General features: G+C 68.6%; 14 protein-coding genes. 7 read left to right on the forward strand and 7 right to left on the reverse strand.

From position 1 onward, the window contains the following. The 6 genes from infB to ACFQ4G_RS12215 all read left to right on the forward strand — a co-directional run. Window positions 1-2,068 (forward strand): translation initiation factor IF-2 (infB, locus tag ACFQ4G_RS12190; protein ID WP_379040279.1); only part of this gene is annotated, 2,068 nt, incomplete at its 5' end. A gap of 143 nt (window positions 2,069-2,211) precedes the next feature. Then, a complete protein-coding gene (rbfA, locus tag ACFQ4G_RS12195; RefSeq protein WP_238202654.1) occupies window positions 2,212-2,637 on the forward strand; it encodes a 30S ribosome-binding factor RbfA in 426 nt (141 codons plus the stop codon). Between the two features lie 185 nt (window positions 2,638-2,822). Next, window positions 2,823-3,848: a tRNA pseudouridine(55) synthase TruB gene (gene truB / locus ACFQ4G_RS12200; RefSeq protein ID WP_238202656.1), complete on the forward strand. Its 1,026-nt coding sequence runs from the start codon at window positions 2,823-2,825 to the stop codon at window positions 3,846-3,848. A 216-nt stretch (window positions 3,849-4,064) separates the two neighbouring features. After that, on the forward strand, window positions 4,065-5,582 hold the full coding sequence (locus tag ACFQ4G_RS12205; RefSeq protein WP_238202658.1) for a pilus assembly protein TadG-related protein: 1,518 nt from the start codon (window positions 4,065-4,067) through the stop codon (window positions 5,580-5,582). Further along, on the forward strand, window positions 5,579-6,151 hold the full coding sequence (locus tag ACFQ4G_RS12210; RefSeq protein ID WP_238202660.1) for a TadE/TadG family type IV pilus assembly protein: 573 nt from the start codon (window positions 5,579-5,581) through the stop codon (window positions 6,149-6,151). The genes ACFQ4G_RS12205 and ACFQ4G_RS12210 overlap by 4 nt, the downstream gene beginning before the upstream one ends. A gap of 8 nt (window positions 6,152-6,159) precedes the next feature. Further along, window positions 6,160-6,738, forward strand: a complete 579-nt coding sequence (locus ACFQ4G_RS12215) for a TadE/TadG family type IV pilus assembly protein (protein ID WP_238202662.1) — start codon at window positions 6,160-6,162, stop codon at window positions 6,736-6,738. A gap of 43 nt (window positions 6,739-6,781) precedes the next feature. Here the strand turns inward: ACFQ4G_RS12215 and ACFQ4G_RS12220 are convergent, their stop codons facing one another. The 3 genes from ACFQ4G_RS12220 to ACFQ4G_RS12230 all read right to left on the reverse strand — a co-directional run bounded on the left by ACFQ4G_RS12220 (window position 6,782) and on the right by ACFQ4G_RS12230 (window position 11,018). Beyond that, entirely contained in the window at window positions 6,782-7,954 is a 1,173-nt protein-coding gene (locus ACFQ4G_RS12220; protein WP_238202664.1) for a M20 aminoacylase family protein, read from the reverse strand. Window positions 7,955-8,094: 140 nt separating this feature from the next. Further along, window positions 8,095-8,544, reverse strand: coding sequence for a Cu(I)-responsive transcriptional regulator (cueR, locus tag ACFQ4G_RS12225; RefSeq protein ID WP_238202666.1), 450 nt, complete (start codon window positions 8,542-8,544; stop codon window positions 8,095-8,097). Continuing rightward, window positions 8,541-11,018 (reverse strand): heavy metal translocating P-type ATPase, encoded by a 2,478-nt coding sequence (locus ACFQ4G_RS12230; RefSeq protein WP_238202668.1) that lies wholly within the window; start codon window positions 11,016-11,018, stop codon window positions 8,541-8,543. Before ACFQ4G_RS12230 ends, cueR begins: the two co-directional genes overlap by 4 nt. Before the next feature lie 108 nt (window positions 11,019-11,126). Between ACFQ4G_RS12230 and ACFQ4G_RS12235 the strand changes: the two genes are divergently transcribed. Next, a complete protein-coding gene (locus ACFQ4G_RS12235; RefSeq protein WP_238202670.1) occupies window positions 11,127-11,381 on the forward strand; it encodes a hypothetical protein in 255 nt (84 codons plus the stop codon). Window positions 11,382-11,391: 10 nt separating this feature from the next. Here ACFQ4G_RS12235 and ACFQ4G_RS12240 read toward each other — a convergent pair whose 3' ends face one another. From ACFQ4G_RS12240 to ACFQ4G_RS12255, 4 genes are all read right to left on the reverse strand, one after another. Then, window positions 11,392-12,666, reverse strand: coding sequence for an ATP-binding protein (locus ACFQ4G_RS12240; protein ID WP_379040284.1), 1,275 nt, complete (start codon window positions 12,664-12,666; stop codon window positions 11,392-11,394). A 30-nt stretch (window positions 12,667-12,696) separates the two neighbouring features. Beyond that, window positions 12,697-13,755 carry a lysylphosphatidylglycerol synthase domain-containing protein gene (locus ACFQ4G_RS12245; RefSeq protein ID WP_238202672.1) on the reverse strand — a complete coding sequence of 353 codons (1,059 nt, stop codon included), beginning with the start codon at window positions 13,753-13,755 and terminating at the stop codon, window positions 12,697-12,699. A 125-nt stretch (window positions 13,756-13,880) separates the two neighbouring features. Beyond that, the gene (locus ACFQ4G_RS12250; protein WP_238202674.1) at window positions 13,881-14,552 is read right to left on the reverse strand and encodes a uracil-DNA glycosylase; all 672 of its coding nucleotides are present in this window, start codon (window positions 14,550-14,552) and stop codon (window positions 13,881-13,883) included. Next, window positions 14,536-15,309: a PIG-L deacetylase family protein gene (locus ACFQ4G_RS12255; RefSeq protein WP_238202675.1), complete on the reverse strand. Its 774-nt coding sequence runs from the start codon at window positions 15,307-15,309 to the stop codon at window positions 14,536-14,538. Before ACFQ4G_RS12255 ends, ACFQ4G_RS12250 begins: the two co-directional genes overlap by 17 nt. Window position 15,310: the final 1 nt, after the last annotated feature.

Consider the following 15,310-nt stretch of genomic DNA (forward strand, 5'->3'; position numbering starts at 1 on the left):
GACGGCGGCCACCGCCGCGCGTCCGGCCGGCGCCACACCGGCTGCCCGTGCACCGGGCCGGCCGCAGGCCGCCGAGGAGGAGAGCGAGCAGAAGCGCGTGATCCGCCGTCCGGGCATGCCGCTCAAGATCATCACGCCGCCCAAGACACCCAAGCAGCCGGGCGGCGACCGCAATCGCGGCCGTCTCACCATCGCCACCGCCACGTCGGGCGAGGACGAGCGTACGCGTTCCGTCGCCTCGTTCCGCCGTCGCCAGCAGCGCATGAGCGGCAACCGGCAGGTGGAGCAGAAGGAGAAGCTCTCCCGCGAGGTGACGATCCCGGAGACGATCACCATCCAGGAACTCGCCAACCGCATGTCGGAGCGGGCCGTGGATGTGATCCGCCTGCTGATGAAGCAGGGCGAGATCCACAAGATCACCGACGTGATCGATTCGGACTCGGCCCAGCTCATCGCCGAGGAACTCGGCCACACCGTGCGCCGCGTCGCCGAATCCGACGTCGAGGAAGGCCTGTTCAACGACGAGCCCGATCTCGAGGAGGATCTCGACCCGCGTCCGCCCGTCGTGACCATCATGGGCCATGTCGATCACGGCAAGACCTCGCTCCTCGACGCCATCCGCAAGACGGCGGTGGTCTCCGGCGAGGCCGGCGGCATCACCCAGCATATCGGCGCCTATCAGGTCGCGTCGCCCTCCGGCGACATGGTCACCTTCATCGACACCCCCGGCCACGCGGCCTTCACCTCCATGCGCGCCCGCGGCGCCAAGGTGACGGACATCGTCGTGCTCGTGGTGGCCGCCGATGACGGCGTCATGCCCCAGACGGTGGAGGCGATCAGCCACGCCAAGGCGGCCGGCGTGCCGCTGATCGTGGCGATCAACAAGATCGACAAGCCCGAGGCGAACCCGCAGCGGGTCCGGACCGAGCTGCTGCAGCACGACATCCAGGTCGAGTCCATGGGCGGCGAGACCCTGGAATTCGAGGTGTCGGCCAAGACCGGCGACGGTCTGCCGGACCTCCTCGAAGGTCTGCAGCTCCAGGCCGAGATCCTGAACCTGCGCGCCAACGAGGCGCGTGACGGCGAAGGCACGGTCATCGAGGCCAAGCTCGATCGCGGTCGCGGTCCGGTGGCGACGGTGCTCGTCCAGCGCGGCACGCTCTTCACCGGCGACATCGTTGTCGCCGGCGCCGAATGGGGCCGCGTCCGCGCCCTCATCGACGACAAGGGCGAAAACATCCCCTATGCCGGCCCGTCGGTGCCGGTGGAGGTGCTCGGCTTCAACGGAACTCCTGATGCGGGCGACCGCGTCGCGGTGGTGCCGAACGAAGCCCGTGCCCGCGAAGTCACCGAGTACCGTGCGCGCCAGAAGCGCGAGCGGATCGCCGCCCGCACCGGTGGCGCCAACCGTTCGCTCGTCGACATGATGCGCGACCTCAAGGAAGGCCTGGGCCGCAAGGAACTCGCCATCGTCGTCAAGGGCGACGTGCAGGGCTCGGTGGAAGCCATCACCGGCGCGCTGGACAAGCTCGGCAACGACGAAGTGTCGGCGCGCATCCTGCTCTCGGGCGTCGGCGGTATCACCGAATCGGACGTCACTCTGGCCGAGGCTTCCAAGGCTGTGGTCATCGGCTTCAACGTGCGTGCCCACAAGGAAGCGCGCGAATCGGCTGAGAACAAGGGCGTCGAGATCCGCTACTACAACATCATCTACGACCTCGTGGACGACATCAAAGCGACCCTCTCGGGCATGCTCCCGCCGACCCTGCGCGAAGAGCGTCTGGGCGAGGCGCAGATCCTGCAGATCTTCGACGTGTCGAAGGTCGGCAAGATCGCCGGTTGCCGCGTCACCGACGGTGTCGTGCAGCGCGGCGCCCATGTCCGCCTGATCCGCGACAGCGTCGTGATCCACGAGGGCAAGCTCTCGCAGCTGAAGCGCCTCAAGGACGACGCCAAGGAAGTCGGCTCGGGCTACGAGTGCGGTATGTCCTTCGAGAACTTCCAGGACATGCGCGCCGGCGACACCATCGAATGCTACCGGGTCGAGGAGATCCGCCGCACGCTCTAGCAGCGACGCGGCCCGACGAACCCGGCGGCTGCAGCGCACGCTGCAGCCGCCGTTTTGTTTTGAAGACGGCCGGCACGTCGGTGCGCCCCCTCAGGATGGGTGCGCCCCCTTCCAGGCGATCCCGGAGCCGAGACCGAGCGACCATGGCCCAGAAACCCAATCCCAACGGCCCGACGCAGCGCCAGCAGCGCGTGGCCGAACTCATCCGCCACGCCATCGCGGAGGTGCTTCAGCGCGGCGACATCCAGGATCCCGTCCTCGGCTCGCACGTCATCACCGTGCCGGAAGTGCGGATGTCGCCCGATCTCAAGATCGCCACGGCCTACATCATGCCCCTCGGCGGCCTCGACGAGACGCCGGTCATCGCGGCCCTGGAGCGCAACAAGAAAGCGCTGCGCCAGGAAGTGGCCCGCCGCGTGAACCTGAAATTCGCCCCCGATCTCCGCTTCCGCCGGGACGAGACCTTCGACGAGGCGGATCGGATCGATGCGCTTCTCAGGACCGAGAAGGTCCGGCGCGATCTCGAATCCCAGCCGGAGGACGCGGATGACCGGGACGGCGACGCCTAGGCCCGCTCGTCGCCGGGACATTCGTCGCCAAGTCCGTTTTTCGCCAAGTCCGTTTTTCGCCAAGACCTTTTTCGGACCCGACCGGCCCGATCCCTGTGTTACCCCCTCACGAACAGACCACGGCGTTCATCGGGATTCTCCGGCCGCAGGGCCGCAGCGTCGATCGCGCCGCCAATGAGGACACCATGATCAACGATCCGACGATCGAGCGTTCCGACGTCGCCGCTCCGCCGCCCCATCAGACCGGCGAGGAGAGACCCTCGCAGGGTCGTCGCCAGCCGCGCGGACAGGCCTCGGACCGGCCGAAGCGCCGCGATGTCAACGGCTGGGTCATCCTCGACAAGGGCGTCGGCATGACCTCGACCCATGCGGTCGCCGTGGTGAAGCGCGCCTTCAACGCCAAGAAGGCGGGCCATGCCGGCACACTCGACCCGCTGGCCTCGGGCATCCTGCCGATCGCCCTCGGCGAGGCGACCAAGACCGTCCCCTTCGTGATGGACGGGCGCAAGGCCTACATCTTCACCGTGACCTGGGGCATCGAGACCGATACCGACGACGCCGAAGGTCGCCCCGTGGCGACGAGCGAGTCGCGGCCGGACCGGGCCCTCGTCGAGGCCGCCCTCCCCGCCTTCGTCGGCGCCATCGAACAGGTGCCGCCGCGCTACTCGGCCATCAAGATCGCCGGAGAGCGTGCCTATGATCTGGCCCGGGACGGCGAGATCGTGGAACTCGTCGCGCGCTCGGTGCAGATCGACCACCTCTCCGTCGTCGAGCACACGCCCGATCGTACGGTGATCTCGGCGGAATGCGGCAAGGGCACCTATGTCCGCGCCATCGCGCGCGATCTCGGACGCGTGCTCGGCTGCTACGGCCACGTCTCCGCCCTGCGCCGGACCCGTGTCGGCCCCTTCGCGGAGGCGGATTCCTGCTCCGTCGCCACCCTCGAAGAGGGCGGCCCCGACGGCAATGCCCCGCATCTCCACCCGGTGGAGACCGCTCTCGATGCGGTGCCCTCCGTCACCGTCTCGCGGGACATGGCGCTTCGCCTAATGCGGGGACAGCCGGTCCTCCTGCGCGGGCAGGACGCCCCCATGGAAGGCAAGGCCTTCGCCACGTGCGGCGGCATCCTGGTGGCGGTGGGCGATGTCGAGCGCGGCGAACTCGTGCCACACCGGGTCTTCCATCTCGGCGGGACGGCCCGCACATCGTAAGATGTATTTCGGCTCGCTTGCGTCATCCTGCGTGAGCCGAAAGAAGATCTCCACCATCATACGATGGTCGGCTGTACCGATCGCTGGCTGTCTTCGACAAAAACGCTGCCGATCCATCGGCAGCGGCGCCGATTACGCAACCGGTTTAGACATCTGTTAGGACGTGCGCCCTAGCGTCTCGGCATGAATTCTTTCCGGCCGGATTTGTCTTCTGGATTGCTCCGACGCTTCCGCAAGGATGCGAACGGTGCCATCGCCATCCTGTTCGGTCTCATCGTGATCCCCCTCCTCGTGCTGTCGGGGTTGGTCATCGATTACGGGACCAACTCGATGGCTCAGCAGAACTTCCAGGACGCCGCCGATTCCACGGTCCTGTCCCTGCTGAAGCTCCCGATCTCCACGACCGACGCGGACCTTCAGGCCAAGGCCGAGACGCAGATCAGGGCCACCGTTCCGAAACTGGTGGGCGACGACACCAAGATCGCGGTCACGCGGGTCGACAACAAGATCACGATAGCGATCACCGGGACGACGCAGACGAGCCTGACGAAGATCGCCGGCTTCAACGCCTTCCCGCTCTCGATCCTGAGTTCGGGCATGCGCGGGTCCGGCAATCTCGAGATCGCGCTCGTGCTCGACAATACCGGCTCCATGGCCGGCACGAAGATCAACAACCTGAAATCGGCCGCCAACGACCTCGTCTCGACCTTGTTCAAGGAAGTCGATCCGAACAAGCCGAACTCGCTCAAGATCGGGATCGTGCCGTTCTCGATGACGGTGAATGTCGGTCCGGGCAACACCAAGCAGGAATGGCTCGATAAGGACGCGAAGGCCTCCTACCACTCGCAGATCTTCGTCTCGGCCGCCAATCGCCTGACCCTGTTCGGCAAGATGGGCATCGCCTGGGGCGGCTGCGTCGAGAGCCGTCCGTATCCCTACGACGTGCAGGACACGCCGCCCTCCGTCGCCACGCCGGACACGCTGTTCGTGCCGTATTTCGCGCCCGACGAGTCCGACAACGACGATTACGCCGTCAACGACTACATGAACGACTATTCGGGGCGCACCAGCGGATCGAGCGTCAATCGCACGCGGCAGGGCCAGATCGACAAGTACTCGAACAATTCCTTCAAGGTCTCCAAGACCGTTCGCCCGAACGGTGCCCTCAGCTACCTCTACGGCCCCAATTCCGGCTGCGACCTGCAGCCGATCACCCATCTCACCACGTCTCAGACGACCCTGACCAACGCCATCAACGCGATGACCGTGATCGGGGACACCAACATCGCCATGGGCCTGGTCTGGGGCTGGCACCTCCTGTCCCCGAACGGTCCGTTCAGCGAGGGCGTCGCGTATAACGACAAGGACACGCGCAAGTTCGTCGTGCTGATGACCGACGGGCAGAACACCTCGGCACAGACCTACTCGTCCAACCAATCGTATTATTCCGGCATCGGCTACATCTGGCAGAACCGGATCGGGACGACCTCCTTCGACGCCGCGACGCGGACCAGCGCCATCGACGCGCGGCTGACCACCCTGTGCAACAACATGAAGGGGGCGGGCATCACCATCTTCGCGGTGCGCGTCGAGGTCACCGAGGGGACCAGCGACATCCTGAAGAACTGCGCCTCCGGCACCGACAAGTTCTACGACGTCCAGAATTCCGCGAACCTCACCGACGCCTTCAAGGCGATCGGGTCGCAGATCAGCGAGTTGCGGATCTCGCGATGACGAGGCCCGTGACGATGCGCTTCGGCCGCTTCTCGCTGCGGGATTTACGGGACGATTGCCACGGTGCGACGGCCGTCGAGTTCGGGCTCGTGGGTCTCCTGTTCTTCGGCCTCATCGCAGCCATTCTCGAAGTCGTCATGCTGCTCCTGGCGCAATTGTCCCTCGACAACGCGCTCGATCGCGCGGGACGTTCCGTCTTCACCGGCACCTATCAGGAGGGGGCCAGCAGCGTGAATCCGGCGACACGCCTGATCACCGAGCTGTGTAAGGGCGTCACGCTCTTCACGTGCAACGACCAGACCATCAAGCTCGAAATGACGGTCTCGACGGATTATGCCAAGGCACCGACGAGCCCGTACGACAGCACCACCAATACGGAATCCGCGACGTTCGGAAACAAGTTCGACTGCCCGAAGGGCGGAGAGATCGTCACCATCGTCGCGGCCGCCAAACTGCCCCGGTACTTCAACTATATGCAGGTCTTCGCCCGGCCCCTGCCCGATTACAAGCAGCAGATACAATCGACGATCCTGTTTCAGGCCGAGCCGTATCCGCAGGGCTCATGCTGAGACGATCGATGCGGAGACATGATCGGGTTCGGCGCTTCGTGGGCGATGGTTCCGGCGTGTCCGGCGTGGAGTTCGCGCTCCTGGCGCCCGTCCTCATCGCCGTGTTCGTCGGCATGGTCGAACTGACGCGGGCCTACGGGACCAGCCAGCGTGCGAGCCGCGCCACCCGCGCCATGGCCGACCTGATCTCCCGCAACAGCCCTTCGAGCGATACGGTCTCCATCATCTACCAGGGCGGCCGCAGCATGCTGGCGCCCTTCGACGCCTCGAAGGCCGAGATCGTCCTCACGGCGGTCGGCGTCTACCTGCAGAAGGACGGCTCATTCAAGGCCAAGGTCTGTTCGAGCGTCACGAGCCTGGGCACGCAATACCCGGCCGGGACCGATCTCGGAGCGCCGCCGCCATCCGAGACCAGGGACAAGGGCCGCTATGTCATGGCCGAGATGAAGCTGAAATACGCGCCGATCATCGACGTGTTTCCTGTGCTGAAGAATTTCAGCTTCGAGAAGAAGGTCACCTGGCCGGTCCGCTCGGCCACCGCGAAGGAAATCGTTCTCCCGAACGGAGCGGCCTGCCCGTCTTCCTGATCGTGGTCTGCCGCCGGTCGGACGGCGCCCGGCGTCGCGGAGATCAGGCGCGGACCGGCAATGCCGTCTCGATGACCTTCGCCCAGAGCGAGGCGCCGTAGGGGATCGCGGCGTCGTTGAAATCGTAATGCGGGTGGTGAAGGCCGGCGCTCTCGCCGTTGCCCATGAAGATGTAGGCGCCTGGCCGATGGGCCAGCATGTAGGAGAAATCCTCCGCGGCCATCATCGGGGCCACGTCGCGCTCCACCTGCTCCTCGCCGACGATCCCCGCCGCAACGTCGGCGATGAAATCCGCCTCCGCCGGATGGTTCTCGGTCACCGGATAGCCGCCGCTGTAATCCACCCGGGCGACGGCACCGAAGGCCAGGGCGGTATTCGCCACGACGGCGCCGATGCGTTCCTGCATGGTGGCGCGCACCTCCTTCGAGAGGGCGCGCATGGTGCCGCGCATGGTGACCTGCTGGGGCAGCACGTTGAAGGCGTCGCCGGCCTCGAGCGCGCAGACCGAGACTACGGCGCTCGCCAGCGGGTCGACGCCGCGCGCCACCACCGACTGGAGAGCGACGACAATGTGGCTCGCCACCAGCACGCTGTCGATGGCGAGATGCGGCTGCGCCGCATGGCCGCCGCGCCCCTCGATGGTGATGGTGAAGCGGTCCGTAGAGGCCATGATCGGGCCGGGACGGATCGCGAAGCGGCCGAGTGCCAATCCGGGGATGTTGTGGAGACCGTAGACGGTCTCGACGCCGAACCGCTCCATCATCCCGTCGCGCACCATCGCCTCGCCGCCGCCGCCGCCCTCCTCCGCCGGCTGGAAGATCATCACCGCCGTGCCGTCGAAATCGCGGGTCTCGGCCAGATACTTGGCGGCGCCGAGCAGCATCGCGGTATGGCCGTCATGCCCGCAGGCATGCATCTTTCCCGGAACGGTGGAGCGATACGGCAGATCGCGCACCTCCTGGATCGGCAGGGCGTCCATGTCGGCACGCAGGCCGACGGCGCGGTTCGAGCCGTGCGAGCGCCCGCGAATGAGTCCCACCACCCCCGTCCGGCCGATTCCGGTGGCGATCTCGTCGCAACCGAATTCGCGCAGCTTGTCCGCGACGAAGCCGGCGGTGCGATGGACGTCGTATTGCAGCTCCGGATGGGCGTGGAGATCGTGACGCCAGGCGGTGATCTCGTCCGCCAGGGCTGCGATCCGATCGGGGATGGGCATGGTTTCGGGTCTTTCGCGGGCCTTGGCTCATCTCGGTTCGAGCCGCTCGACCATAGCCCATCCCAGCAAGGGCGAGGCCATTTAGATCGATTTCAAACGACGCATCCGATGGTTCATGTGCAGAACCCGTCACGTTGACGTCAGCGGGGAGACGGTTTTCTCCGGTCCGGCCTTCGGGGGGTCGGCGAAGGCCCGGCGGCGAGATCGTCGAGAATCGGACAATCGGGCCGGGTATCGCCGCTGCAATGGTCCGCGAGCGACGCCAGGGTGCGGGCCATGGCCTCCAGTTCGGCGATCCGGCGACGCAGATCCGCCACGTGATGCAGCGCCATGGCCTTCACCTCGGAACTGGCGCGTGCGCGGTCGTGCCAGAGGGCGAGGAGGCCGGCGATGTCCTCGACGGAAAAGCCGAGATCGCGCGCGCGGCGCACGAAGCGCAGGCTGTGCAGATCCTCGTCGCCGTAGAGGCGATAGCCCGATTCCGTCCTGCCGGCCGGCGGCAGCAGGCCGGTCTCCTCGTAATATCGGATCATCTTGGCCGAGACGCCGGTGGCCCTTGCCGCCTCGCCGATGGTGACGGGCCCGCTCATGCCGTCCCTCCCGCTTTTCGGAGACGAAGGGCGTTGGCGAGCACGAACACGCTGGAGAGCGCCATCGCGCCCGCCGCCAGGATCGGCGACAACAAAGGCCCGCCGAACGCGTGGAGGAGGCCTGCCGCTACGGGGATCAGGGCGACGTTGTAGGCGAAGGCCCAGAACAGGTTCTGGGCGATGTTGCGCATCACCGCGCGCGACAGGCCGATGGCGGAGACGATGCCCGAGAGCGCGCCGGACATGAGCACCACATCGGCGCTCTCCACGGCGATGTCCGTGCCGGTGCCGATGGCGAGGCCGATCTCGGCCTCGGCGAGGGCCGGCGCGTCGTTGATGCCGTCTCCGACGAAGGCGACAGGGCCGAACCGGCGGCGCAACGCCCGCACGGCCTCGACCTTGCCGCCGGGAAGCACCTCGGCCGCGATCTCGGTGATGCCGAGTCTCGCCGCCACGCCGGAGGCCGCGCCCCGCGCGTCTCCGGTCACCATGGCGACCGTCAGGCCCCGCGCCTTCAGCGCCGAAACGGCCTCGGCCGCGCCCGCCTTGATCGGGTCCGATACGGCCAGAAGCGCAGCGAGGCTTCCGTCGACGGCCAGGTAGAGCGGGCTCTTGCCCTCGGCTTCGAGGCGGGAGGCGGCCTCGGCGAGATCGCCGGTGGCGATGCCCAGCCTGTCCATGTGGCGGCGCGCGCCGACGGCGACCGCCCGCCCTCCGATCGCTCCCTCGACGCCGTGGCCCGGCACCGCCTCGAACCGGTCTGGGGGCGAGAGGGCGAGGCCGCGCGCCCGCGCCGCGTCGACGAGGCTGCGGGCGACCGGATGTTCGGAGCGCGATTCGAGGGAAGCCGCGAGACCAAGCGCCGTATCCGCTTCGAAACCCGGAGCCGCGACGAGATCGGTGAGGGCGGGCCTGCCCTCGGTGAGCGTCCCGGTCTTGTCGAAGGCGACGACCTTCGCGTCGCGCAGGGCCTGCAACGCGCCGCCGTTGCGGAACAGCACGCCGAGTTCAGCCGCGCGCCCGGTGCCGACCATGATCGAGGTCGGTGTCGCGAGGCCCATGGCGCAGGGGCAGGCGATGATGAGGACGGCGATGGCATTGACCAGGGCGAAGCCGAGGGCCGGGCTCGGACCGAGCACGAGCCATCCGGCGAAGGTCAGGAGCGATGCGGCGATGACCGCCGGCACGAACCATCCCGTCACCCGGTCGACCAGGGCCTGGATCGGCAGCTTGGCGCCCTGGGCCGCCTGCACCATCGCCACGATCTGCGCCAGCACCGTTCGCGCGCCGATCGTGTCGACGCGAAGATCGAGACTGCCGTTGGTGTTCAGCGTGCCACCGACCGTGCGGTCGCCAGCGCCTTTCTCCACCGGCACCGGCTCACCGGTGACCATGCTCTCGTCGACGAAGCTTCTGCCCGCCACCACCACGCCATCGGCGGCGATGCGCTCGCCGGGGCGGACGCGGACGACGTCGCCGATCCGCAGGGACGCGAGAGCGACGTCCTCCTCGCGCCCGTCGCGGACGATCCGCGCGGTCTTCGGCGCGAGGCCGACGAGCCGGGCGATGGCCGCGCCCGTTCTCCCCCTGGCGCGGGCCTCCAGGGCGCGGCCGAGCAGGATCAGGGTGACGATGAGGACGGAGGCCTCGAAATAGAGATGGGCCGTCCCGGGCGGCAGGATCGCAGGCGTGAGGGTCGAGACCAGGGAATACGAATAGGCGGCCCCCGCCCCCAGGGCCACGAGGGCGTTCATGTCCGGATGGCCCTTCAGCAGCGCGGGAATTCCGAGCCGGAAGAACCGCCGTCCGGGCCAGGCCAGGACCAGGCTCGCCAGGGCGGCCTGGACCAGGGCGGCCACCGCGCCGAGATGGGTCTGGACGGCATGGCCGAAGCCGGGGATCAGGTGTCCTCCCATGTCGAGGACGACGATCGGGGCCGACAGGGCGGCGGCGATGACGACGTCGCGCCTGAGCCCGGACGCCTCGCGCTCCCGGCGTTCGGCCTCCGCGTCACCCGCCCCCTCGTCGACGGGGGATGCCGCGTAACCGGCGGCCTGCACGGTCGCGACGAGGTCCGCGACATCGACCGCGCCTTCCGCATGGCGGATCGTGGCGCGGCCGGTGGCGAGGTTGACGCTCGCCGAGCCGACACCCTCGACGGCGCCGAGGGCACGTTCCACGCGTCCGACGCAGGAGGCGCAGGACAATCCGGCGACGGACAGGTCCGTGTCGATATCGGGCACCTCGTAGCCGGCCCTGGCGATGGCGGCGACCGCGCTCGCCGGATCGCCGTCGAGGGTCAGCCCGGCGCGCCCCGTGGCGAGGTTGACGGCGACGTCGGATGCGCCGGGCAAGGCCGCCAGCACGCGCTCGACGCGGCCGACGCAGGACGCGCAGGTCATGCCGACGACCGGGATGCTGAGACGACGCACCGTGGCGGGACGCTGTGCGGGAGAAGCGAGAACGGTATCCATGCACATCTATGTGGGGCTTCCCATGGTGGGAAGGTCAAGGCTGCGACGCATGGCTCATTGCGTCGCGTACAGATGGCGTCCGAGACGTTTCCGCGTCATATGGAGGCGATGATACAGCCCCTCGACACCTGCATGCGGACCCTGAGCGCGCTGATCACCTCCGACATCCCCGCAGGGGAAGCGGAGGCGAATGCCTGTATCGAGACCTATCTCGCGACCTTTCCGGGCCTGCCGAAGCAGGTCGCGGCCCTGAGCATGCTCGACCACGCCGTCGACCAGCGCCTGAGCCCCTCCCCCTTCCTGCCCGTGCTGAAGGCGATCATCGAAGCGCAGTACCGGCGCCTGGGCACCAGCCGGAACTGACCGGACGGAATCAGGCGTCCGGGGCCGCCGCACCGACCGGCTGGTGTTCCGGCAGCAGAGTGCGGACGGTCGTGCCCCGGTCCGGCTCACTCTCGATGACGAGCTTGCCGCGGTGGCGGTTGACGATGTGCTTGACGATGGCGAGGCCGAGCCCCGTCCCGCCCTGCTGGCGGCTCGACGCCACGTCGACCCGGTAGAACCGTTCGGTCAGGCGGGGGATGTGCTCCGGGGCGATGCCGGGCCCCTCGTCCCGCACGCTGAGGGCGATCTGGCGCTTGCCGGAGGCCGAGCGCACGGTCCGCTCGAGACCGACGACGACGCGGCCGCCGCTGCCGCCGTACTTCACCGCATTCTCCACGAGGTTTTCCACCACGCGGACGAGTTCGTCGCGTTCGCCGAGGATCGGATAGGCCGCGTCGGATGCCTCGAGGGTGATCTCGACGCCGCGCTCGCGCGCCAGCGGCCCCTGCATGTCCACCATCTGCCGCGCGATCTGCCCGAGATCGACCACCTGCGTCGGCGCGACGTGCTCGCGCAGCTCGATGCGCGAGAGCGAGAGGAGATCGTCGATGAGGCGCGTCATGCGCTGCGCCTGGGCCTTCATGATGCCGAGGAACTTCTCCCGCGCCGGCGCATCGGCTTTGGCCGGGCCCTGCAGCGTCTCGATGAAGCCGAGGAGGGAGGCGAGCGGCGTGCGGAGTTCGTGGCTGGCATTGGCGACGAAATCGACCCGCATCGTCTCCAGACGGCGGGCGGCGGTGAGGTCCCGCAGGAACAGGACGACGTTGGGCTGGCCGCCCCCCGGTCCGTCCGGCATCGGCAGCGCGCCGATCTGGACCTCGAAGGCCCGCTCCGTCGGCACCCTGGTGGTGTAGAGCGTCTTCAGCGCCGCGCCGGTGCGCAGCACCTCCTCGATCCCGTCGAGCACGTCGGGGGCCCTCAGGGCGAAGGAGAGCGGGTGCTTGAGCTTCAGGGCCGGGAGCAGCGTGCGCGCGGCCGGATTGACCTCGATCACCACGCTGCGCCGGTCGACCAGGATCACCGGATCGGGGATGTTGGCGAGCAGGGCCTCGGCGATGGAATGGCGCTCGCGCGCGGCGGCCTCGGGCACGGCGACCATCCGCGGCCGGCTCAGGCTTCCGACGAAGCCGCCCGCGACCACCGCCAACGCGCCCGCTGCGACGAGGCCGGCGTCGAGGTCACCCCGAAGCCCCGCGACGGTGACCATGGCCGCGGCGGAGATGCCGGCGGCGGTCCAGGCCGATCTGCGCGCGCCACGGGCCATCGCTCAACGCTCCGCGGGCAGAGGCATCGGTCAGGAACCGCCGGAGGCGGGCGGCGATGGCCGGCGCAGGCGCCGGACGATCTCGTAGACCCCGAGCATCGCCAGCGCGATGATGAAGGGCACGAGGTAGTAGCAGACCCGGAACAGCAGCAGCGACCCGAGCACCTGATCGCGCGGCAGGCTCGACAGGGCGAGCAGGATGGTCGCCTCGAACACCCCGAGACCGCCCGGCGCGTTGGAGGCGATGCCGAGCATGGCCGCCAGCACGTAGACGCCGACGAAGGTGGTGAAGCCGATGGTGGTGCCGGCCGGGAGCAGGACATAGAGCGTGGCCGCCGCGGCGCAGACGTCGCCGATCCCCACCACCATCTGGCTCATGGACACCGTGGCGCCGGGCAGTTCCAGCGACCAGCCCTTGACCCTGACATGCCGGCGCTTGAGCGAGACCCAGCCGAGATAGCCGAAGACCGCGAGCAGGGCGGCGAAGCCCACACCCTGGTTCAGGCGGATGCTGGTGAAGGTGAGCGCCGCCAGTTGACCCGCCTCGACCACGAGGCTGAGGCCGAGGACCACGCCCATCCCGAGCCAGAAGGTGAACCCGGCGATGACGGTGAGGGCCGCGATCTTGGCCGCGCTCAGTCCCTTCTTCGAGTAGATCCAGTAGCGGATCGTCCCCGCCGTCAGGAGGGGGAAGCCCAGGGTGAAGCTGACCGCGTAGCTGGTGAACGAGGCGAGCGCCGTCGTCCTGTAGGGGACCTTGATCTTGAGCTGGCGCAGAGCGAGCGCGTCGTAGCAGGTCAGGAAGAGATAGCTCACCGCGACGAACAGGAAGGCGAGACCGAGCTGTTCGCCCGTCGCAGCGGTCAGGGCCGCATGCAGCTCGGCCCAGGTCACCTGCTGCGAGAGCCTCCACAGCACCCCGAGCGAGACGGCGAAGATGACGATGCTGGCGGCGGTGCCGAGCCAGGCGTAGCGGTTCCGGTAGGAGCGCTTGGGTGCGGGCGGCACGCTATCGCCGGTCTCAGCCGTCGTCACGGCGTCGACCGCCTTCGATTCGGCCAACCGCTTATGCTCCCCCGCAAAGTTCATATCGTCGGCGTCCGCCTCCGCCGGTCTTCCCGCCCGACCTTGACGGCGGCGTGGAACGAGACCGAGCTTTTGCCGGACCGCGGCCCGTGCGTCGGCATTTAGGGTCTTTGTGTCCGGAAGGCCAGTCACCCGTCCGATCGAGCTGGTGACGATCGCCGCCGGCGCAGGATCGCGGCCGCCTCGTCCAGGCCGGCGCGGATGCGCTCGGCGACCATCGGCGAGGTGCAGACATAGGTCGGGCTCGGATGCGGAACGGCGATGACCGGCAGGCCCGGCCTCAGCTGCCGGAGCGGTTCGCGCGACAGGCCGGCCACGCGGCCGGCGAGGACGGCGACGTCGAGCGACGGGAGGAGATCGATCAGCGGCGCCAGATAGGTGGCGGCCATTGCGATCTCGGCCCTGCGCGGCGCGCGATTGAGGGCGCCGGGCGCGTGGATGACCCAGGGCACCGCGTTCCAGATCAGGCTGTCGCGCCGGGCGATGCCGGCACCCGCCAGGAACCGGAACAGGTTCGCGGCGGTGCCGGTGGGGTTGTCGCGCGAGACGAAGCCGGTGCGGCCGATGCCGGGACCGGGCGTCTCGAGGAGCAGGAGGAGCCGCGCCTCGATCCCGCCATCCAGCGGATCGGGGTCGGGCACATCGGCGGATCGTTCGGCGGCGATCCGCCGCGCCAGCGCGCGCAGGGAAGTGACATGCGCCGCGTCGAGGAGCGTGCGACGGATTGCGACCTGCTCCGGATCGCCGAGACTCTTCGGCAGAGTGGGGTCCGGCCGGGTCGTGTCAGGATCGGGCGGCATGATCCGCGAAGAGGGTTGCCGCAGCGTCGGGAAGCATTCCGGCGAGGCGGAAGCGCTCGGACCGCGCCTCTTCCGCGAGACGGCGCATCAGGCCATCGACGCCGCCGAACTGGTATCCGAGCTGGGTTTCATAGGCTGCGCAGGCCCGGCCCTTCCGGGCCTCGGCCCTCGCGGAATAGTGAACCATCGTCTCGGACAACGCGCCGAACTCCTCGCGGAACGGCTGCTTCGGCGCGGCGCTGCGGACCGTGTAGGGGAAGTCCCGCCACCACAGGATCGGGGCATCCCACCGCAGGGTGCCGATGGCGCGGACGAGCTGGATATGGTCGACATGGCCGCCAACCGCCTGCGGGGCGAGGACGAGGTCGGGCGAGACCTCACCGACGAGCCGCGCGACGGCCGCCGCGAGAGGGGCGACGATGGCATCGTCGTCGCGCGCATCGGCGAAGAGCTCGGGTGCCGAGCCGTAGCCGCGATGCGGCGCCTCGCGAAAGGGGAGATACACGGGCTCCGCGATGCCGAGGGCCTCGGCCGCCCGGCGATCCTCGTCCCGGCGCAGCGCCATGTAGTCGATCTCGGGCGCCAGGCCCTTGTCGGTCTGGCAGGCGAGGGCAAAGCCCTTCGGATCGGGTACCGAGGCCGTGAAGATCGTCGCCATCACCACGTGCCAGCCGGCATCGGCCAGGGTCGCCAGGGTGCCGCCGCAGGAGAAGGCGGCGTCGTCGAGATGAGGCGAGAGCGCGAGGGCGACGGGCATG

This window comes from Methylobacterium marchantiae (assembly GCF_042679825.1).
GTDB classification, from domain to species: Bacteria; Pseudomonadota; Alphaproteobacteria; order Rhizobiales; family Beijerinckiaceae; genus Methylobacterium; species Methylobacterium marchantiae.